This window comes from Providencia sp. PROV076, assembly GCF_028483405.1.
GTDB classification, from domain to species: Bacteria; Pseudomonadota; Gammaproteobacteria; order Enterobacterales; family Enterobacteriaceae; genus Providencia; species Providencia huaxiensis.
This window is the reverse complement of the sequence record NZ_JAMPRR010000005.1, coordinates 17,834-38,375: the sequence shown is the minus strand read 5'-3', so window position 1 is coordinate 38,375 and position 20,542 is coordinate 17,834. Positions and strand designations below refer to the sequence as shown.

The 20,542-nt window shown below is 40.9% G+C and carries 16 protein-coding genes; 7 read left to right on the top strand and 9 right to left on the bottom strand.

Annotation, left to right across the window (positions count from 1 at the left end; translation table 11 throughout):
* Positions 1 to 70: 70 nt before the first annotated feature.
* The 3 genes from PSF67_RS04225 to fos form a co-directional block, all read right to left on the bottom strand.
* Entirely contained in the window at positions 71 to 520 is a 450-nt protein-coding gene (locus PSF67_RS04225) for a methyltransferase family protein (protein ID WP_231068477.1), read from the bottom strand.
* Positions 521 to 623: 103 nt separating this feature from the next.
* On the bottom strand, positions 624 to 1,022 hold the full coding sequence (locus PSF67_RS04220) for a hypothetical protein (RefSeq protein WP_195698581.1): 399 nt from the start codon (positions 1,020 to 1,022) through the stop codon (positions 624 to 626).
* A 102-nt stretch (positions 1,023 to 1,124) separates the two neighbouring features.
* Complete coding sequence (fos, locus tag PSF67_RS04215) at positions 1,125 to 1,538, bottom strand: fosfomycin resistance glutathione transferase (RefSeq protein WP_102139214.1); 414 nt, start codon at positions 1,536 to 1,538, stop codon at positions 1,125 to 1,127.
* A gap of 467 nt (positions 1,539 to 2,005) precedes the next feature.
* Between fos and PSF67_RS04210 the strand changes: the two genes are divergently transcribed.
* On the top strand, positions 2,006 to 2,710 hold the full coding sequence (locus PSF67_RS04210) for a MarC family NAAT transporter (RefSeq protein WP_272676569.1): 705 nt from the start codon (positions 2,006 to 2,008) through the stop codon (positions 2,708 to 2,710).
* On the opposite strand, the gene PSF67_RS04205 is transcribed toward PSF67_RS04210, so the two are convergent.
* Positions 2,704 to 3,357: a transglycosylase SLT domain-containing protein gene (locus PSF67_RS04205; RefSeq protein WP_102139216.1), complete on the bottom strand. Its 654-nt coding sequence runs from the start codon at positions 3,355 to 3,357 to the stop codon at positions 2,704 to 2,706. The genes PSF67_RS04210 and PSF67_RS04205 overlap by 7 nt on opposite strands.
* Before the next feature lie 283 nt (positions 3,358 to 3,640).
* Here PSF67_RS04205 and PSF67_RS04200 point away from each other — a divergent pair, with 283 nt between their 5' ends.
* From PSF67_RS04200 to PSF67_RS04185, 4 genes are read left to right on the top strand one after another with little or no spacing between them, the layout of a single operon-like run.
* A complete protein-coding gene (locus tag PSF67_RS04200) occupies positions 3,641 to 4,552 on the top strand; it encodes a metal ABC transporter substrate-binding protein (RefSeq protein ID WP_102139217.1) in 912 nt (303 codons plus the stop codon).
* Between the two features lies 1 nt (position 4,553).
* Positions 4,554 to 5,444, top strand: a complete 891-nt coding sequence (locus PSF67_RS04195; protein WP_102139218.1) for a manganese/iron ABC transporter ATP-binding protein — start codon at positions 4,554 to 4,556, stop codon at positions 5,442 to 5,444.
* Entirely contained in the window at positions 5,441 to 6,331 is an 891-nt protein-coding gene (locus PSF67_RS04190; RefSeq protein WP_272676568.1) for a metal ABC transporter permease, read from the top strand. The genes PSF67_RS04195 and PSF67_RS04190 overlap by 4 nt, the downstream gene beginning before the upstream one ends.
* A complete protein-coding gene (locus PSF67_RS04185; RefSeq protein ID WP_096863947.1) occupies positions 6,324 to 7,190 on the top strand; it encodes a metal ABC transporter permease in 867 nt (288 codons plus the stop codon). The genes PSF67_RS04190 and PSF67_RS04185 overlap by 8 nt, the downstream gene beginning before the upstream one ends.
* A 102-nt stretch (positions 7,191 to 7,292) precedes the next feature.
* On the opposite strand, the gene PSF67_RS04180 is transcribed toward PSF67_RS04185, so the two are convergent.
* From PSF67_RS04180 to PSF67_RS04165, 4 genes are read right to left on the bottom strand one after another with little or no spacing between them, the layout of a single operon-like run.
* Complete coding sequence (locus tag PSF67_RS04180; protein WP_210848763.1) at positions 7,293 to 8,645, bottom strand: hypothetical protein; 1,353 nt, start codon at positions 8,643 to 8,645, stop codon at positions 7,293 to 7,295.
* Positions 8,646 to 8,656: 11 nt separating this feature from the next.
* The gene (locus PSF67_RS04175; protein ID WP_272676567.1) at positions 8,657 to 14,941 is read right to left on the bottom strand and encodes a protein kinase domain-containing protein; all 6,285 of its coding nucleotides are present in this window, start codon (positions 14,939 to 14,941) and stop codon (positions 8,657 to 8,659) included.
* A gap of 16 nt (positions 14,942 to 14,957) precedes the next feature.
* Positions 14,958 to 15,587: a 4Fe-4S single cluster domain-containing protein gene (locus PSF67_RS04170; protein ID WP_272676566.1), complete on the bottom strand. Its 630-nt coding sequence runs from the start codon at positions 15,585 to 15,587 to the stop codon at positions 14,958 to 14,960.
* A 4-nt stretch (positions 15,588 to 15,591) separates the two neighbouring features.
* Positions 15,592 to 17,424 (bottom strand): AAA family ATPase, encoded by a 1,833-nt coding sequence (locus tag PSF67_RS04165; protein WP_272676565.1) that lies wholly within the window; start codon positions 17,422 to 17,424, stop codon positions 15,592 to 15,594.
* 262 nt (positions 17,425 to 17,686) lie between these two features.
* Here PSF67_RS04165 and PSF67_RS04160 point away from each other — a divergent pair, with 262 nt between their 5' ends.
* Complete coding sequence (locus PSF67_RS04160) at positions 17,687 to 18,556, top strand: fructosamine kinase family protein (RefSeq protein ID WP_206275863.1); 870 nt, start codon at positions 17,687 to 17,689, stop codon at positions 18,554 to 18,556.
* Positions 18,557 to 18,980: 424 nt separating this feature from the next.
* Here PSF67_RS04160 and PSF67_RS04155 read toward each other — a convergent pair whose 3' ends face one another.
* Complete coding sequence (locus tag PSF67_RS04155; protein WP_102139224.1) at positions 18,981 to 19,520, bottom strand: YniB family protein; 540 nt, start codon at positions 19,518 to 19,520, stop codon at positions 18,981 to 18,983.
* Between the two features lie 294 nt (positions 19,521 to 19,814).
* Between PSF67_RS04155 and hxpB the strand changes: the two genes are divergently transcribed.
* Positions 19,815 to 20,480 carry a hexitol phosphatase HxpB gene (gene hxpB, locus PSF67_RS04150; protein ID WP_272676564.1) on the top strand — a complete coding sequence of 222 codons (666 nt, stop codon included), beginning with the start codon at positions 19,815 to 19,817 and terminating at the stop codon, positions 20,478 to 20,480.
* Positions 20,481 to 20,542 lie beyond the last annotated feature (62 nt).

Below are 20,542 nucleotides of genomic sequence, written 5' to 3'. Positions count from 1 at the left end.
AGTTTCTCTTTTTTTGCGAAAGAAAGCCGATACCAATGCGATCCACTGGATACGACTAATTCTTTAGTCATTATAGCCAACGTCGTGTCTGCTTGCGATAACGCTCCCACTCTTCATTGAATTTTTCCGCTAAAAATCGCTCTTCTTGCGGAATAGTGTACAAGTCGGTAATTAACCAAAAGACCAAACCCGCTATCAAGAAATAAAAAGAGTGCGAGAAGAAAGCTAAAGCCAAGCTCATTGATGTGAAAGCTAAATACATTGGATTACGTGAAAATCGGTAAGGCCCGTTAGTCACTAAATGCGTTGCCTTAACCGTAGGATTTGGTGATGTTTTATGTTTATAAAAATAATAAAGGCTTGTCGCGACCCAACTGACACTTTCAAGTGCCACTAAGATACCTAAGATCCCCATCCAACCAGAAAACGTCCAATCTAAAAGACCTTGCTTGGAAAGAAAATATACAGCTACCCCATTAGCGACTAACCAATTCAATAATGGTAATTTAAATATATTCATCATGTTACCTACAAGCCAAAATGATGCTATTAACATACCATAAATGAATATATAAATTTGAGTGGAGGAACATATAGAGGAGTGATATTAACGACAAAAATAATTAGTTATTGGGACTTAAGGAAAACACACTCTTTAAACCTTCTAGTTTACTATATTCTTGCTGGCAAACTAAATTTCGCACATCACTGGGCATAGAATCAATTCTGGTTTGAATATTGGCAAGTTGTTCATCTAAGCTATTCATTCCCTTTACATCAACAATGTCCTGATTCACTTTAAGATAATCAGTAAAACTTTGCAGGTTATCCTCTAAGCTATTACAAATATCATTACTGGCTAAACCCTGCGGTAAAATAGCACTGAGCGATGTTGGTAAGACTTGGGATATATTCGGATAAATGCTTTGCTTCCACTGCTGAGGAAAAACGATTAGTAACATGGCGGCTGCCAAAACTAATAGCATAGACGCCCCGGCTAATGTCGCTATAAGTTTTTTCATTCTTTTTCCTATTACTCAAAATTAACTGAAAATAGGATATACAACTCTGCGTAAAGCTATTTTTAAAATTAAAAATCCTTTGTAAAGAAATCCATGACTTTTTTAATAAAATTTCATTTCTTCATACGGTTTTTCTTGGCAGCTCTTTAAGCGTTGTAATAAACCGCCTACATGTAATTCTAATTTGTGGCCATCTGGATCAAGAAAATAAAAAGAATCTCCTTCACTTTTATTTTCTTTCCAGACAATGACATTCGCTTGCATTAGCCGATCAACAACGATAAGAAAGTCTTTCGCATCAACGTTAAAGGCATAGTGTGTGTAATCCGTTTTTTCTGGGGACGAAAATTGGCGAGTTGTATCTAATGATAGACATAACCATAAGTCGCCACAGGATATATAGGCGCCCTTTTTCCAACTCGCATGTAACTTCATACCAAGTAGTGATTGATAAAAACCAATACTTTTATCTAAATCAGTTACAGCTAACGTTAAGTGGTTGATTCCGTTTAACATATTTTTTTACTCTTTGGTTGCCTATTACATTGAATTCTTTTAATGAATTTACATAAATTATCAGTAAATAACATTGCAGCAGATATACTACATTCCATATCAACTTAAAGACAACCTGTTACGAAATGCCCTTAACCTTTTTATCCCCCTATAAAAAGGTTTTTTTTTTCCTGTAAAAATTGAATACTTTTACCACAACTCAGTATCCAATTGTTATTTAATAAATAAAGTAAGTTATTCACAGATGAAGGCCATTGTTATCCACAGTTAATGTGAACAACTCCAATTATCTTCAAGCTAATAAATGATAGTTGATGTTAATTCTTACCCATCAGTACTGTAATCGTCCCCTTTCATAAAGTATCCCTCTAGCTATAAATGCTAACCTACAGATCTATAAGAAATTTTGCTATCATTTGAGATAAGGTGTTTTATTTACATTAATCAGGAGCTTGAATCAAACTTCCATGACAAATTTTTTTGAGCTATTTCAAGCCGTTGGTATTGGTCTTGTGCTACTACTTCCTCTTGCCAACCCTTTAACTGCTATTGCGGTCATGTTAAGTATTTCTGCTAATATGACAAAAGAGCAGCGTGACCATCAATCATTATTGGCTTCTATTTATGTGTTCGCAATTATGACTATCGCTTTTTATGCAGGCCAGTTAGTTATGAATACATTTGGAATATCAATACCAGGTCTTAGAATTGCAGGTGGGTTAATTGTGGCATTTATTGGCTTTGGCATGCTGTTTCCTAGCAGTGATGTTGGGGAAGACCCGACTACCAATGCCCTTGATGACCCGAATGTTCCCAAAAAACGCCAAGAATCCCCTAGTATTGCTTTTGTTCCCCTTGCGATGCCGAGTACAGCTGGCCCTGGTACTATCGCCATGATCATCAGCTCCACTGCATCATTACAAAGTAATGTTAGTTTCGCTCCATGGGTTTTAAAAGTCGCCCCCGTTATCACCTTTTTTATTGCAAGCTTTATCGTTTGGATTGGTTTAAAAGGCGCAACTTCGATTATGAGGTGGTTAGGTAATAGCGGTATTGATGCAATCGCTCGGGTGATGGGGTTCTTATTAATCTGTATGGGAGTGCAATTTGTTATCAACGGCATCGTTGAAATTGTCGCGCAGCTCCCATATTTAATGAAGGAATATCAATAAGACATCGCTAATGCATTGTAAGCATTTTTAACTTTCCACAAATAGCGTGGGGCTTGCGGTGCAGGATGCTTTGTTTGCACGTGTTGATAAAATTCTTCCGGCGATAAGCTGTTAATCATTGCAATCGCCCGGCCTTTATCATTATCAAATGTTCTTAATAATGCCCCCGCCCCGTTCACATAAGCGACAACCGTTGCATAATATAATGTCTGAGGGTGGCTAATTCCAGCAAGATGTTGCTCCTTTAAAATACGAATATAAGTTGTACCAATATCAATATTTTTTTGTGGATCTTTTAAGTCACGAGAACTCGGCTCCCCCGACTTTCCCTGATAACGATATGCGTCACGTCCCGCTGTCGAAGCTTTAATCTGCATCAAACCTATTGCATTTGATTTACTGACAACTTCAGGCCTAAAGTTGGATTCGACCTCAATAATGGCCCTAATTAAAGCTTCATCAACACTGTAACGAGCCGCAGACTCACGAATAAACTCATCAAAAGGCGTTCTTGGGAATGTCGTATTTTGTGCTGTTACAGGCCCTGTAGGCTCTAGCATCCGCTGTTTTGTTACAGGCCTGTCTGGCTCGCTTGAACAACCTGCAAGTAGCAGTAGCGCAAAAGTGCCGCCAATTATTTTTTTCACTGTCGAATCCTCTACGATGGAAGCCGATGGCAGAATAACTAATCCTAAGAAAAATAAAATAATTTTTACTTAACTTTTACTTCAGGACGTGTTTTAGTCATACAAATAACCATGGGACTTAGAAGCCCATAATGACGAATGATGCTATTCCACATTTTTTATGTTTATTTTTCTCAATTGATATTGATAATCATTATCAGTTGAGATATAAAATATAATTGTTATAAACCTTAACAACTGTATGTTAAAAAACGCTAAACCAATAATGTCAGGGTCAACTTTTATGAAGAAGAACGTATCTCGATTATCTGCACCTTTACTAACCAGTATGTTTGCTTTGATAGCAGTCATCTTTTTTAGTCAGCCGGCTTTTGCTAAAAAATTTAAAGTCGTTACCACTTTTACCATTATCCAAGATATCGCTCAAAATGTAGCTGGAGATGCGGCAATTGTCGAGTCTATAACAAAGCCTGGAGCAGAAATCCACGGTTATCAACCGACGCCTAAAGATATTATGAAAGCCTATGACGCAGATTTAATCTTATGGAATGGGATGAATTTGGAAGTTTGGTTCCAACGTTTCTTTGAAAACTTTAAGAATGTCCCTGCTGTCGTAGTCACTGAAGGTATTGAGCCAATGCCAATCCGTGAAGGTGAGTATAAAGACAACCCGAACCCACATGCCTGGATGTCTCCTGCTAATGCTAAAATTTATATTGAAAATATTCGCCAAGCTCTAGTTAAATATGATCCTGAAAATGCAGAAACATATAATGCCAATGCGAAAAAATATGCGCAGCAAATTGCAGAGCTTGATACTCCTTTACGTGAACGCTTAAACCGTATTCCAGAAAATGAACGTTGGTTAGTCTCAAGTGAAGGCGCATTTAGCTATTTAACGAAAGATTACGGCTTTAAAGAAGTCTATTTATGGCCAATCAATGCAGAAGAGCAAGGCTCTCCTCAACAAGTGAAAAAAGTGATTGATACTGTCCGCAAATACAACATCCCTGTGGTATTCAGTGAAAGTACAATTTCTGATAAGCCTGCTCGCCAAGTCAGTAAAGAAACCGGGGCAAAATACGGCGGCGTATTATATGTTGACTCATTATCAACTGCCGATGGCCCAGTACCAACCTATATAGATCTTTTAAATACGACTGTAGACACGATAGCGAAAGGATTTTCACAGTAATATGAATCATTCAAGTCAATTCGAACACCCGAATCTTATCGTCGATGATGCGACTGTAACATATAATAATGGTCACACCGCTATCTACGACGCAAGCTTTACTATCTCTGGTGGCTCTATTTGTGCCTTAGTTGGCGTAAATGGCAGTGGCAAATCAACGCTATTTAAAACCATTATGGGGCTTGTCACCCCATCTTCAGGCAGTGTGACATTAAATGATCAGCCAATAAAAACGGCACTGAAAGAAAACGTGATTGCATACGTCCCACAAACGGAAGAAGTTGACTGGAACTTCCCCGTTCTCGTTTCTGATGTTGTGATGATGGGGCGTTATGGCAAAATGGGTTTTTTTCGCATCCCTAAACAAGCCGATAAAGATGCTGTCAAAATGGCATTAGAACGGGTTGACCTTGCAGGGCTTGAACATCGCCAAATAGGCGAGCTTTCAGGTGGTCAGAAAAAACGGGTTTTTTTAGCACGAGCGCTCGCACAAGAAGGTAAAGTTTTACTCCTTGATGAACCCTTTACTGGGGTTGATGTTAAAACTGAAAATGCCATTATAGACCTACTGCGTAGTTTGCGTGACGAAGGTCATCTGATCCTCGTTTCAACTCATAACTTGGGTAGTGTGCCTGAGTTTTGCGACCATGTTATCTTAATCAATCGCACGGTGTTAGCCAGTGGCCCAACCGAAACCACGTTTACACAGCGTAATCTACAAAACGCGTTTGGTGGTGTATTGCGTCATATTAACCTGTCAGGTCAAGAACTCCATGACGACGATGACCCACGCTCTGTCACCGTCATTACCGATGATGAAAGAGCGGCTGTATTCTATGGTCATGACCATGATGCTCCCGTTCGAAAAAACCAAGCTAAGGGTTCCGAATGATTGAGATGTTATTACAGCCCTTTGAATACGATTTCATGATAAAAGCCATTTGGGTCAGCGCCATTGTTGGTGCTGTCTGTGCATTTTTATCAGCGTATTTGATGCTAAAAGGCTGGTCATTAATGGGAGATGCGCTCTCCCACTCCGTTGTCCCTGGGGTGGCTGGTGCTTATGCTTTAGGTTTACCCTATGCGGCAGGCGCCTTTTTTACCGGGATCCTTGCAGCACTTGCCATGACATTAATAAAACATCTAACTCGTTTGCGTGAAGATGCTGTTATTGGCTTTATATTTTCTACTTTTTTTGCGGCAGGTTTGTTGATCGTTTCATTGAACCCAACATCTGTGAATGTACAAAGTATTATTTTTGGTAATATTTTAGGTATTGCGGATTCTGACGTATTACAAGTAGAAATTATTATCGGTGTTTCATTTATTGTTCTGTTGTGTTTATGGAAAGATTTATTAGCCGTTTTTTTCGATGAAAGTCACGCACGGTCAATTGGCTTGAATCCATTACGCCTAAAAATAATTTTCTTCACATTATTAAGTGCTTGTACCGTTGCTGCCTTGCAAACAGTTGGCGCTATTCTTGTTATCGCAATGGTCGTCACGCCAGGTGCAACCGCCTATTTATTAACTGACCAATTTAAACGCTTACTCATTATCTCCGTCACGATTGGCACCGTAACCAGTGCTGTTGGCGCTTATATCAGTTATTTCCTTAATGGTGCTACAGGAGGGTTAATTGTCACCCTACAAACCATTATTTTCCTGCTAGCATTTTTCTTTGCGCCTAAACACGGTATTTTTGCCTCAAAACGTAAAGCAAAAAAGGAAGTAGCTCGGCTGCATCAATCACACCAACAAGGAGCATCTCATGAGTGATTTCATTGACTTATTGATGGCTCCGTTTGCATTTCCTTTTATGCAAAAAGCTTTGATCACCGCAATTGTGAGTGGGACTGTGTGTGCCATTTTATCGTGCTTTTTAGTATTAAAAGGGTGGTCACTCATGGGGGATGCTATTTCCCACGCAGTGTTACCCGGGATCATCATTGCCTCTTTATTAGGTATTCCCTTGGCTATTGGTGCGTTTGCCTCTGGCTTATTCTGCGCTGTCGCAACGGGGTATTTAAAAGAAAATAGTCGGATAAAAGAAGATACCGTAATGGGTATCGTCTTCTCAGGAATGTTTGCTATTGGCTTGGTGATGTTTGCTAAAATAGATACCGAGCAGCACCTTACGCATATTTTATTTGGTGATATTTTAGGGATTACGGATAGCGAGTTTAAGCAAATTCTGTTATTTGCTGGGGTAACTATTGCAATTATCTTACTGAAACGTAAAGATTTCATGCTGTATTGTTTTGATCCAAACCAAGCCCGTGTGATTGGCCTACCCGTCAAACTGATCCATTATGGTTTACTGTCTTTACTTGCATTAACCATTGTCGCTTCACTACAAGCGGTTGGGATCATTTTAGTTATTGCCATGCTGATCTCACCGGGGATTATTGCATTTGTTCTATGTCGGAGCTTCGGCAAAATGCTCGTCGTCGCCATCATCGCTTCGGTAACATCGAGTGTTATTGGGACTATCCTGAGTTTTCACATCAATGCGACAACCGGGCCAACCATAGTCGTTACTCAAGCGGTTTATTTCGTAATAGCCCTGCTCTATAGCAAGCTAGTACTTGCACGTAAAAGAAGTCAAACAAACCCACAAAGTATGCATACCGCATAATAAATGGCAGACATAACAAAAAAGCTGAATTCGCGCCTAACGAATTCAGCTTTTTATTTTAAATAATTTCCTAATATGCGACTAAAGCTTTTTTAGCCATATTTACTTACTGCGTGTTTTGGGGTGGTTTACAGCAATATTGCGACGTTGCTCTTCAGGTTGAGTTTCATACACTTTCATTTCGCCACTTCCTGCTGGTATCGCCTGTTCAACAACAAGTTCCGCATCTGTTTGGGCAATAATATCTTGTAATTGTTGGTGCTGATTGCACCAAATTGCATCAACATCCTGGTCTCGTGAATTATCTCGCCCTGCAGAAAAAGCCACTGTACGCGCTTGAAAACGCGCTTGTTTCCCGCCTAATTCAAGCCCATATCCCGGCGTGGCAGGATGTGTGACAACCACTTTGCCATCATCAAGCCATGCTTTAACATCCGTATCTTGAACTTGATAACCGAGTTTCCCTAACCCATCTAAGACCGTTTTCCTTTGTGCAGCAGCAACAACTTGTTGCTCGGCTAGACTCACTGCGCTGCCTAGCTTATCGACCCATGTGGTTAACGCTTCTATCGAGCTTGATTGTATACTCGCTAACGCACTCGAAATCATGGCTTCATTTTCGTCACTCGCAAAAATAGCCAATTCATCACAAAGCTGTTCAATTTTATCGATAAGTTCGACGCGTTGCTGGCTTAACTTTAATTGCTCCGCCAATGTCATGATCAATGAGTCGGCACGTAAATGACGCTGTGTGCCTTCTTTAAGCTCCCGAAGCTCAACCAGTTGTTGCTCAGCACGTTGAGCATCATCAATTGAGGCCATCAATTTCAGCTTTTCAATCATCAATAGGATCTGTTCACATTGTTTGGCAAACGGTGTTTGAGGTAAGCCTGATTGCCAAAATTGTTTTACACCTTCAGATTGGGCTTTTAGCTGTTCCAATAATGCCGCTGCTGTTGGCGCTAGCACCATTGATTGCTGGCTCAATGTAGATAATGCTTTAAAAATCAGTTTATTAGATTGGCTTTCATCCTGTTCACTTGCCGAAACTAATTGTGTAAGTAGTTCGACTTCATTTGGCAGTTTTTCACGAACCAATGTGATTAACTCAGCCAAATTATGTTCTCTATATTTTTTTGTCCGGGCTAATAGCGCTTGTTTTTCAAGTTGTTGCTCACGAACTTCCTGTACTTCGTTATTCAGTGTCCCAGTGAACTCAACTAATTGGTTATTCAACAAGCTTAAATTGCGTGATGACAATGTGGCAAGCTGAGCAGAATTTTCCATTAGCTGCTGATAAGCTTGCGTGATTTGTGCAATACGCGGCTGATGATATTGGCTACTATTTGCCAATACTTGCCACTGTTTAAATCGACGTTTAGCTACCGCAAGCTGACGCCGGCACTGAATTTCATTCATTTCCCTAACAGTTATACGATGAACCGATGAACTCATAACGCACCTTCTTACGGATTTTGGCTCTCTATTTGAGAGAGTGGTGAGGTTAATAAAGCCTGTGAAATGGCATCATGCAGTTGTTGCTGTGCCAAATCGCGATTTTGATACCATTCGATAATAGACACTCGATAGCGTGCGGGTACCACACGCGTCAGAACAGTGCTACGCCACAGTTCCCTAGAACGGGCTGTTTTCAATAGTGGGTGTGATGGCATGTCGCATTCAATGCCGATGAGCAAACGGCCGCTGGTTTGCTCCTCAACAACTCCATCAAAATGGAATACCCCATTTTGGCTTGAGGTGGTTACCTGCCAGCCACTTTGCCGAATAAAGCCCATGACCGAATCGACAAACGCATTTTGTGGGAGTGCTTCGCTACCAACCGCAGACTGTGTATGGCACATGCGGTGGAGTAGTTTTTCATTTTCTTTTTTCATCAATGGGTTACATGCATTTAATGCATAAGCCAGATAGCCTTGTAAATAATCTCGTGGGATTTCCGGTTTGCGGTAAGTGGCTAATAAATCAGAAATTTCATCTATTGGCATCGATGTCATAATCACAACTTGCTGGCGAGCACGAGTGATAGCGACATTTAAACGCCGTTCTCCACCAGTTTGCCCTAGTACCCCGAAGTTACGCCTGAATGTCCCCTGCGCATTACGACCAAATGTGGTAGAAAATAAAATCACATCCCTTTCATCACCTTGTACATTTTCCACATTTTTCACAAAAAATGACATATCTTCGTCATCATGAGTGCGTTTGTTTTCCTGCGTATACGCCTGAAGAAAGCCTTCATCCTGTGCTGCACGTAATTGAATTATTTGGTTAATTAATGTTGCTTGTTTTTGGTTAAACGTGACGACCCCCACAGAAGGCCGCTGCTCGAAAGGCCGTTGCCACATTGAAGCCAAATGTTCCACGATGGCGTTAGCTTCAGCTTCATTGCTTTGGTTAACATAGGTACCATTAACTGGAATAAGCTGTAATGGCTTAATTTCACTGACCATTTTGGCAGAAAATTGTGCTGGGATGTTGAGCCTATTTTCATAAAAAGCAAAATTGGAGAAATTGATTAGTTCTCGATAGGCAGAACGGTAATGAATATCCAATGTATGAATAGGTAATACGGTTCGCGCTAAATGCAATAAATCAGGACAATCACTGATTTGCCGATAATCCCATTGCTCTCCCGCCAATTCTTGTTGGTCATCGTCTTCGTCATCAATGTCGTCTTCAATTAGCTTACCTGTGAAAAATTTTGATGGCGGCATTTGCTTTTCATCGCCACTCACAATAGCCTGTTTGGCTCTAAATAAGGTCGATAATGCAAATTCAATTGGCATCTGTGAGGCTTCGTCGTAGATTACGCTGTCAAACATAGCGCTTTCAAGTGGAAGTACTTGGCTCGCAACATCGGGTGTCATTAGCCAAACCGGCCGTAGTTGCATTAACCCAATATCTCTACCTTCTTGTATAAACTCCCTTAAACGTCGAGCTCTTGGCCCAGCTAAACGAGTAATTTCTTCCCATTCACGGCGGTTTCCTAACATTTTAATATCTATATTCGCCGTCAATGCCAATTTATTGAATTGTTGTAATTGTCTTTGGGCACTCTCTAGTTCGGCTAGATCCGACATCAGCTGGTCGTGGTTGGTACTTAATGCAGGCAATGTTGCCACTAACTGCGCTTTAGTGAACAGACAGAAGTAATAATTAACAGTTTGGACTAATTGTTCTCGCCATTGCGTTGTAAAACCGCCAGTAGTAATAAGCTGCTTGATTGCCGGTTTTAATAGCACAAGGAGCCCCCAATGCTGTTGTGAAAAGTGTTGCGTATCCGACCTAAATGATTGGTAATACAATAAATTTTCTTTTTGTTGCTCTATTTTCACCAGTTCAGCCGTATATGACTCGCCGTTTGCCACGGCCACTTTAAACCGTTCAACTGTTTCTGGTGAAAATACACTGTCTAGCTCACTCAGTTGGTTCAAGCTTTCCGTTCTTGCGCGTAATTTGGCTATTGCCGCTCTGATTTCACAGCATTGATGAGTAAACCCCGTTCTTTGTTGCTGAATAATCGCGTCTATAAAATGCACAGGTTCAGGATACTGAGCGAGAAGCTCAGCCATATCTGCCACTCGTTTTAATTGCATGACCAGCGGTTGCAATGTGCTACGCCACTGGTGGTTTGGCTGAAGTTCAAGACCAAGCTGTTGATATAATGGTTGTAATTCTTTTTCAAGTAAGCGCCATTGTTGCTCAACACCAATGGTGTCAAGCACTAACGTCTGTTTTTCAGTCGTCGACGCTAAGCCACTCGTTGCCATAAATGACTGCAATTGGTTTTGCCGACGGTAGTAATACGGGTTCAAGAAACGTAACCATGACCCTTGCATTGTTTCCATCAATGCTCGCGATAATTGGGCAAGATGCTGATTATCAAGCCCCCTAAACACAGGGAATAATAACGGGTCGATATTTTCTGCATTAATCGATAATAATCGCTGATACAACAGCTCAAGTTGCTGAATAATGGAATTTCCCGTTTCACCGCGAAATAGTGGTAACCAACGGGAGAATTCCTGCCATTGTTCAGCCGTTAATTGGTTAAATTGTGCTTCATGCTGTATTAGCCATTGCTCATGAGTCGATAATTGAGTCAACGTGATTTGCTGATATTGTGTTTGGTAAGCTTCATCACGCTGTTTTTCAGTATCAATCAACCTTGTAATAGATTGATTAAACAATAAATATTGAGGCTCTTCTACCGTAAACTGTGCTAAGGCGTTTAGTGCATTATTTTCATAATCCAATTGCCACCAAGTATATGCATGTAGCTTCAAGTCATCCGTTAGTTGCTCAATCGTATGGCTATCAAGTTGCACTAATAATGGCTTAATTTCCTGTTCATCAATATCAAAATGAGGAAGCTTTTCAAGTTCAATCAATTGGGTTAATACTTGTTTATAAGAAACTTGAAACTTTTCGTCGATATTATTCATCGAGTGAAAGTAGTTGTCTAATTTTCGTTCAAATAGCTGAACGCGACTAACAAGATGAATTCTTTCTCCTGACCAATCACGCTCACTGAGCTGGCTTTTTTCTTGTTCCCAAAGTTGCTCAATTTGCTCCCTCACTGCCAAAATAGTGTCACGGCCTCTTTGGCCTTGGCTGATATATAGCGCTCTATCTCCTAATCCATTAGCAATCAAACGCTTATAGACTACCTCTAATGCCGCAGGTTTTTGACATACCACTAAAACGGTTTGCTGACATCCTATTGCATCCGCAATCAAACTCACGATGGTTTGACTTTTCCCTGTCCCTGGCGGCCCTTCAATCAGCAGCCCCGTGTTCGCTTGTGCAGCTTGAACAACTTGTTCTTGTGATGGATCGGCCAATGACAACGCATACTGGTTAAGTAAATTATCTGGTTGCGTTTCGCTCGTGCTATTGAGCGGTGAGACTTTTAGCATTGTCGCTAAGGCTGTTTGGGAAATAGGTAGCCCAGCAATTTGCTGTAGATCGCTACTCATCGCCTGGCCAATAAACGAGGTATGGAAGAGTACCGCTGAACAACAGATTTGTGCACTGTTCTCTGCAATTGGGGTCGTGATCGACGGAAGTGGCGTCAGTTCCGTACCTTGTATCGGTAATAAAGGCGCAAGTGTTTCCATCATATCTTCAATGGTTAAACCCGCTTTAGATAATAAATTATCTAATACTGTTTGCCATTCAGTCACTGATGGTATACCCGCAAAGCTTGCGAGTGCTGGATTTAAGCGTATTGCCCCCCGTCCCTGATCAAAACTAAGCTGAATGGGGCTATTTTGAGCTAAAGAAGTACGCAACGAAACCGGCCATAAAAATAAAGGCGCTATTCGCGGTTTAATTTGATTCGGTTGTGTGTGCAGTAATAAGAATGGAAAACCAAGATACATGCCATCAATACCCGTATCCCGTTGATATAACTGCGTATCTGATTGTAGGATCCGTAATCGGCTATTGACGCCTCGATGCTGCAATAATAAATCACTATCAATGCTAACCGCACTTTTTTTACGGTTCAATAAGTGTTCGAGTAGCATATTCGCACGGCGAACCGGGCTATCACATTCCATTAAATCGACTCGCCCAGTATTTTGCGTTAAACGCATGCGCACTAGGTTTCCACGTTGTGTCACTGACGTGAGCTTTTGTGTAAAAAACCTTAGAACTTCAAGAACATATTTTTGTGACTCGGGGACTTGCCAATGTTCGAATGGAATAGCGAGCAAAACGAGTATTTTTTCTAATGGCAAGCGACGCGTTAATAAAAAGTTATCCACCCAACTATCGAGTTCAGGAAGCCCAATTCGTTTAAAATCACTGACTCGGAGGTTAATGAGCTGGTATAGCTCCCCTCTTGGTAACAAAAGCTGGTTTTTGGCTATTTCGCTATCAAAACTGTGGATATCATTTTGTTTTGCTAATTCAAAAGATTGCTCGACTAATGCGGTCAGTGAAACAAATTGCCCAATATCGGCACTTAGCAATAAAATATAATCAATTTCTTGTCGATTCTGTCTATCTAATAAGGCTTGTAGGCTTTCGTTATGAGCGTCAGGAAACTGGCTATGCAGCAATTCCCAACGCGCGGCGAGCTGGCTTATTGACGTGATCAACAAATACAGTTTCAAGCTTTCTTCATTGAGTAATATATTCAATTGTTCAGCGCGTTGGCGTACTAAACACTGGCGGTGGTAGAGCTGCACTAACCAATGTTGTGGGTCAATATTCTGAATATGTTGAGTTAATGGCTCACTAATGAGGGTATAAGCAAGAATAGGTTGTTCTAATAACCACGCTGGTGTGATGATTTCGCCACGATAAATAAATGGCATATTCGGGTTGAGGATTTTTAAGGCTAAAGTTAGATTAATATCTTGATTAATTTCACTTTGCACGGATCCATCTAGCGATTTTTCACTGTCTAAAAAGCCCTGAATTTGCTTTAGCTGCTCCTGGCTATTATCAAATTTTGCGAGCCATGATGTTAACTCCCCGCGTAACAAAAATTGCACAGCATCATCCCAATGAGCTTGTTCACCAGCAGCCATGGCAAAAGTATCTGGCTGAGAAAATTGCTGACCTGCAAACTGGACTTGATGGTATTGAGCTGGCGAGCCTGCTATCACGGTTTGTGGGGCTTGGACGGCTTTCCCCTCTAGCCATGCTGACACCTGTGGCCATTGCCAACGTAAAAAACGATCTCGACACAGTAATCCACGTAATAATAATTGTAAGTTAGGGTCTAAATCATCAGGTAAATCAATGCCATTGGTCATGACTTGAATTAAGAACGCATTATCATGAACTTGAGCGAAACACTGCCCTCGGGTTAGCTGTTCTAATAAAATAACCCCGAGACTCCACCAGTCTGATGCAGCGCTTACACCGCCTGCTAAAGTTTCTGGTGCGCTATAACGGGAAATATCCAAAGGGGTCACGATATCAAGGTCAAATTCAGACAAACTCGCAGAGCCATATTCAATAACAACGATATCTAAAGGCTCACGGCTGCGGATCAATAAATTAGCAGGACATAGGTTGCGATGGCGCAAACCATGTTCGGTAAATGCCGCTATCGCTTTCCCCATTTCCTCAACTAATTTCGGAATTTCATGAAGTTGCCAAAAATCCCCTTGCTGAATAAATTGGCTGAGTGAACCACCTTCCAGTAATTCAGTCACATGCCAAGCACGGTTTTCCCAGCGGCCTGTTTCATAAAATTCAGGTACGTGGTCTGTTGGGAGCAATTGAAGTACTTGGTAAATAGTTGGATCAGGTTCTTCACCTTTTTGATATAAGGTAAGTACGCCACTTTTTTCACTTTCAATATGTGTGACTAAGTAACGCTCCCGTAGACTATCATTTTGATTTATACGTCGCTCAAGCCGCCAATTGCCTATCAGTTGTTGAGATTGTTCCTCAGCATTGCTTGGCTCAACCGCAGCATCTTCCCCACATTCGAGGCAAATAAAATCCCCCTCATCCATGGTATGCCCATTCACACAAACTCTTTGTTCAATAATTTGATTATTTTCAGCAATATTGAGTTGTGGACGCTCAATCGATGTATTGGGCTCATCAATAGGACGCCAGCCAGATTCATGAATGGCTTCAAGGGTTAAATCCCAACCACAAAACTGATTATCTCCTTGTGGTGTTCTAATTTGCCCCGCACAAAAAATTTCAGTTAATGGTCTCTCTGTTTGGCAATGTGGGCAAAAACGTATCATGGTCATCCATTCATCCAATTAATTATTTTTTTAGTTGTTGCAAAGACTGGTCTTGCTGCTCAATCAAGGTACGTAGGCGCAACATATCGTTACGTTCAGGGACACCCGCCAAAAATAGCCGCCCGGTTTCGTCAAACGCTAAATCCAGTACTTTATCTTCTGGTGTCGTCGAACGCTGGTATGCCATAAATCGTGCTTTTCCTAATGGTGTCAACATATGTAATTGTTGATTATCACTACCCTTGAGCATTTGGGTTTGCAGAAGATCCACTTTGAATGGCTCACTGATCAAGGCATCAATACAGGGAGCCATTTGTGAAACACGCTTTTCTATGTCATCCCATTGATAACCGCTATAGACTAAAATATCCGCATCTGTTAGCTGTTTAATCCCACTAACTAATGCGAATAAGGCTTCAGGTTGCTCAAATGGCTCTCCCCCAGAAATCGTGATGCCATCTGCCAACGGTAGCCACTCAGTGATCTGTTCCAACAATTGTTCTACCGTGATGTTATTGTCTTTCACTTGCCATGTATCAGGAGAAAGGCAGCCTTTACAACGTAATGAACAACCTTGGAACCAGATACCAATACGTTTTCCGGGGCCTAAGGCCGTAATTGGGAAATGGATCCGTGAAATACTAATATTCACCACATCAATTACTCATCACGGCTAACGTGATTTGCGTGGTTTCGCCTGTGGCAATTTCAACAATTTGATAAGCTGAATTAGGTTGCAAATCTTGGTCGAAAACAGCACGAGATAACGGGTTAATTAAATAGCTTTCTAATTGGTTACGTATACCTCGACCACCATTAGATAAATCGGCTAAGCAATGTTGTTTTAACGTCTCTTTGGCTTGTGGTGAGATTGAAATAGTCAGTGATTGCTTTTCCAAACCAGAAAGGATATTTCCCACCATTTGTTCGAATATTTGCTGTGCCACATCGGGGCGAATAAAATCAAAAACAATAATATTTTCCCCAATTCGATTGAGTAACTCAGGCCTATTTAATACTAATTTAAAGTGGCGTTCGATCTCACTTTTCACATTGCGTGTCACCGTTTCAAAAGGCTCACTGGGTTGCACATTTGCCACTCGCTCACCATTCGCATCCAAGCGATAAATACCGAGATTTGACGTGAAAATAATTAAAGATTCCGAGAAATAGACGCGATCTCCACGGCCGGAGGTCAATACGCCATCATCAATAATTTGTAGAAATTTATCCATTAAATGCGGATGCGCTTTTTCTATCTCATCAAACAGCACCACGCTAAATGGCTTCTCACGAATGGCATTCGTCAATTCACCACCAGAGTCATAACCGACATAGCCAGGAGGAGCACCAATTAAGCGTTGGTCTGCATGTTCAGCGCTAAATTCAGACATATCAAAGCGGATGTAGGCACTTTCATCACCAAATAGCAATTGAGTGACCGTTTTCGCCAGCTCTGTTTTCCCAACCCCCGTTGGCCCCGCTAGAAACAAAACGCCTCGAGGCCGACCACCTTTATGCCCCCCCACTCCCGTCATTGCACGTTTAATAATGTCCAATAAATGGGTGACAGCGTGTTGTTGGCCTTTAACTCGGCGAGAAATAATCTCTGGTGCGTTATGTATTTTCTGCTTATCAATTTTTTTCCATGGGTCTTCCGTTATGCCGACTTTATAACGCCGTACCGCATCACTAATACGTGTCACAGGGACATTTTCAATCCGTGCAAGCTGTACTATTGCCGTTAAGTCTAATAATAAGAGACCTTCTGTTTCATCAATGAAAGCATTAAATAAGCTATCTTTATCAGCCTGTTCTATACCATTAATATCCGCCAAGGAAGCAAGCAACATTGGCGTAAGGACCCGACGAACTTGGTTGTCAGGCTTCGCCACGGGAATGGCTCTTATTCGTGGGTTATTAACTAAAAACCAATCTGGCAGGTCGGTCTCTTTCTCCACAATCCAAAAAATGGAATTGTAGAACGGCTGGTTATTTTCCCCGGTTGGTCGCGCTTTGGCTTGATGAGAAACCACCAGAGCGCGAGTAAATAAGCTGTGCTCAGCCGGAGTTAGATTATCGCGATGGGAAATCAAGCAAGAGGCGAAATCAATACATAATGCAATTGGCTGCTGCTTGTAGTTAATAAATTTTTCCAGCAAATGATTTAGCATATCAATACCACCAGCGGCTTTATCATCAGCCATATGCAAACCTAAGTTTTGCATCAATGTGGCAGTCGCTTGTGGGTTTTCTTTGGAGTTTGCCACGCATTGGAAGCCAATAAGTGGTGTGTAGGTGATCACATAGGCATATCCAGCCTGAAATAAGTTATTAAAGAGTGCTTGGTTAAATGGCAGCGGTGTCACTACCGTCGGCGCAATTTCGCTGGCTTGTAGGTCACGAACATTACCAAATAGGACAAACTGGCTTTTCAGTGGAATAAATCGCAGTAAGTCTCTTAACCAACGCGGTTTTTGAAAATCCATGTTCATAGCACTCCTTAAGTATGAAAGTATTTTTTGCAGTTTACCTGAAATCGCTCACAGATGGCGTCAAGATCTTGCACTCCGACTAAATTATCTGAACATTCTCATTTGGCTGAATATAGGCTAGATTAATGTTTATTCACCTGATAATTGTTCTATAATTTCGTGATAGCCTCTTCTTTTTAAACAATTATCACTGTTAATTCCTAAACTGTCGCTATAGTATTGTATTAATGAAGACCAAAGCAGAGCGAGGTGAGTCATGTGGCAAGCAATGTGTCGTTTATTAAGTGAACACTTAGGAGAGGCAGAGCTACGTAACAAAGTCATTCTGTCTGGTGGTGATATTCACCATACGTTAAGAATTGACTATGGCGAACACACCGTGTTCATTAAACAAAATCGGCGTGAGTTTTTGCCTTTATTTAAACAAGAGGCTGAACAACTTGAAATGCTCGCTAAAAGCCAAACGATAACCGTTCCTAAGGTTTATGGTGTTGGCAGCAATAAGCACCACAGTTTTCTTCTGCTCGAATATTTCCCTCTCAAACCTTTCGATAACACCAATGCATGGCATTTTGGCCAACAATTAGCGCGTTTACATCAATGGGAAGAACAGCCTAGTTACGGGTTTGATTTTGATACCATGCTAAGCACAATTGTGCAGCCTAATGGTTGGGAAAAGCGCTGGAATTCATTCTTTGCAGAAAAGCGTATTGGCTTACAATTACAACTCGCCTCTGAAAAAGGAATGGTATTTGCTGATATTCAGCAAATTGTCGATATTGTTAAGGACAAACTTGCTGGACATCAACCACAGCCTTCTTTATTACATGGTGATTTATGGCCAGCTAACTGTGCTATTACTCAAAATCTTGAAGGGGTGCTATATGACCCTGCATGTTATTGGGGCGATAGGGAATGTGATATTGCGATGTTGCCATTATATCAAGATCTTCCGATCCAAATTATTGATGGCTACCAAAGCGTTTGGCCGCTTCCCAATGGCTTTTTAGATAGACAGCCAATATATCAGCTCTATTACCTACTCAACCAAGCCCATATCTTTGGTAACGAACAAAGCTACCACCAAGCACGCTCGATTATTGATAATCTACTCAACGAAAAATAAGCTCCTGTTTTTTAGCATTTAGCACGACAAATAATTAATTTTCTAAATAATTCGAACTGTGGCAAAGCGGCGATTGAGGATATCTCGGGGAGCATACACAAGTATGTGACCCAAATAGCGAAAGAAGCTAACACAGCTACAGCTCGGAGTACGACGAAAATTTAATTTTCTAAATAATTTGCGTTATGAGTAGGCGGCAAATGAAGATATCTCGGGGAGCATACACAAATATGTGACCCAAGTAGCCGAAAAAAGCCAACACAGCTACAGCTCGGAGTACGACAAAAATTTAATTTTCTAAATAATTCGAACTGTGGCAAGGCGGCGATTGAGGATAGCTTGGGGAGCATACACAAGTATGTGACCCAAGTAGCCGAAAGAAGCCAACACAGCTACAGCTCGAAGTATGACGAAAATTCGAAAATTACCAATTAAGGAAACGCAGAAGAAAATACAACCCTACCCCCAATACAATTGGCCAAAAATAAAGAAGAAAAAATTGAGTGAATATCGTATGGCGTGGAATAGTCACCTTAGCTTCAAGCTCTTCTTTCGAAATATCTACGCCTTTTGCTTTTTCTATGATCACGTGATCTTCTAAACTTTCACGAATAAACTTAATTTGTCGGTACATGCGCAAACCTGATGCACTAAGCGCCAGCCCAACAAAAATAAAAATAAAGATGATGATAAAACTGATATTACTGCCGGAAAACCCATTAGCGACTTGAGGTACTGGTGAATTATTCCAAAAGAAATTTAGGAATGGTGTAGTTTGACGAGTCATTTCCGCCATTAATTTAATAAAATCATTAGCGACCGCATTGACCCCTTCACCTGCGAGCCCCTTCATGCCAGCCAATTTAATTAAAGACACCAATGTCGAAATTAATGCTAACAGAAAAACAACCCAACCCAGAATACGTTTGCCGACTGCGACATAATTGGCATTATGGTAATTCATTACTGCTTTTCCTCAGCGTTATTATTTTTGATAAGTTTTTACAATGATTTCTCAAGGCTAATCATAGCTGAAAATATTCATTGCCTCCAAATTTCAATTCATAATTGATAACAATGTTTAGACTTTCAGACTAATCAAAATAGTGTGGTTATTCATTATCATGATATTTCTACTTCATGCAGTCCGAATATCCTTCAATATTGTTTTAATACTAACTCAAGTAATACGCTTGAGGTCAGTTTACTGATATCATTGCTCCTTCGTTAATAGATACGACATGAATGGAGTTTTGACATGTACCATAATCTTCCCATCCAATCGGTCATTTTTGATATGGATGGTTTACTGATCGACTCGGAACCGTTTTGGGCACAGGCTGAACTTGAGATTTTTTCACAATTGGGTGTCGACGTTTCAATTGCAGATACCCTGCCTGATATTTTAGGTTTACGTATTGACCATGTGGTGGAGCTTTGGTACCACGCCTCCCCTTGGCAAGGATGTAGCCAAGAAGAAGCCACACAACGTATCATTGACCGTGTTGTTGGCTTAGTTGAAGAAACTCGCCCTATTCTACCTGGCGTACAGCATGCCATGGAACTTTGCCGTTCAATGGATTTAAAAATTGCACTGGCTTCCGCCTCTCCTTTGTATATGTTGGAAAAAGTACTAAACCTTCTGGATATTCGTGACTATTTCTCTGCGGTTATTTCTGCGTCTGACTTACCTTTGAGTAAACCTCATCCTGAAGTTTATCTTAAAGCAGCAGCTGAGTTATCGACTAAACCAGTCAATTGTGTTTCATTAGAAGATTCATTTAACGGTATGATTTCTGCAAAAGCCGCCAGAATGCGTTCAATTGTGGTACCTGATAGCAAGCATTTTAATGACCCGCGCTTTGGTTTAGCGGATATCAAATTAGCCTCATTGAATGACTTAAAAGCTGAACATTTACGTTAAAAATACTTTGTGTGCCTAATAAGTGTTCTCCCCTATCTAACTTAGGTAGGGGAATTGTGTCA

Excerpts from the sequence above, each read along its gene's own strand:
- PSF67_RS04225 (WP_231068477.1), bottom strand. The coding sequence starts at position 520 with ATGAATATATTTAAATTACCATTATTGAATTGGTTAGTCGCTAATGGG.
- PSF67_RS04220 (WP_195698581.1), bottom strand. The coding sequence starts at position 1,022 with ATGAAAAAACTTATAGCGACATTAGCCGGGGCGTCTATGCTATTAGTT.
- fos (WP_102139214.1), bottom strand. The coding sequence starts at position 1,538 with ATGTTAAACGGAATCAACCACTTAACGTTAGCTGTAACTGATTTAGAT.
- PSF67_RS04210 (WP_272676569.1), top strand. The coding sequence starts at position 2,006 with ATGACAAATTTTTTTGAGCTATTTCAAGCCGTTGGTATTGGTCTTGTG.
- PSF67_RS04200 (WP_102139217.1), top strand. The coding sequence starts at position 3,641 with ATGAAGAAGAACGTATCTCGATTATCTGCACCTTTACTAACCAGTATG.
- PSF67_RS04195 (WP_102139218.1), top strand. The coding sequence starts at position 4,554 with ATGAATCATTCAAGTCAATTCGAACACCCGAATCTTATCGTCGATGAT.
- PSF67_RS04190 (WP_272676568.1), top strand. The coding sequence starts at position 5,441 with ATGATTGAGATGTTATTACAGCCCTTTGAATACGATTTCATGATAAAA.
- PSF67_RS04185 (WP_096863947.1), top strand. The coding sequence starts at position 6,324 with ATGAGTGATTTCATTGACTTATTGATGGCTCCGTTTGCATTTCCTTTT.
- PSF67_RS04180 (WP_210848763.1), bottom strand. The coding sequence starts at position 8,645 with ATGAGTTCATCGGTTCATCGTATAACTGTTAGGGAAATGAATGAAATT.
- PSF67_RS04175 (WP_272676567.1), bottom strand. The coding sequence starts at position 14,941 with ATGACCATGATACGTTTTTGCCCACATTGCCAAACAGAGAGACCATTA.
- PSF67_RS04165 (WP_272676565.1), bottom strand. The coding sequence starts at position 17,424 with ATGGATTTTCAAAAACCGCGTTGGTTAAGAGACTTACTGCGATTTATT.
- PSF67_RS04160 (WP_206275863.1), top strand. The coding sequence starts at position 17,687 with ATGTGGCAAGCAATGTGTCGTTTATTAAGTGAACACTTAGGAGAGGCA.
- PSF67_RS04155 (WP_102139224.1), bottom strand. The coding sequence starts at position 19,520 with ATGAATTACCATAATGCCAATTATGTCGCAGTCGGCAAACGTATTCTG.
- hxpB (WP_272676564.1), top strand. The coding sequence starts at position 19,815 with ATGTACCATAATCTTCCCATCCAATCGGTCATTTTTGATATGGATGGT.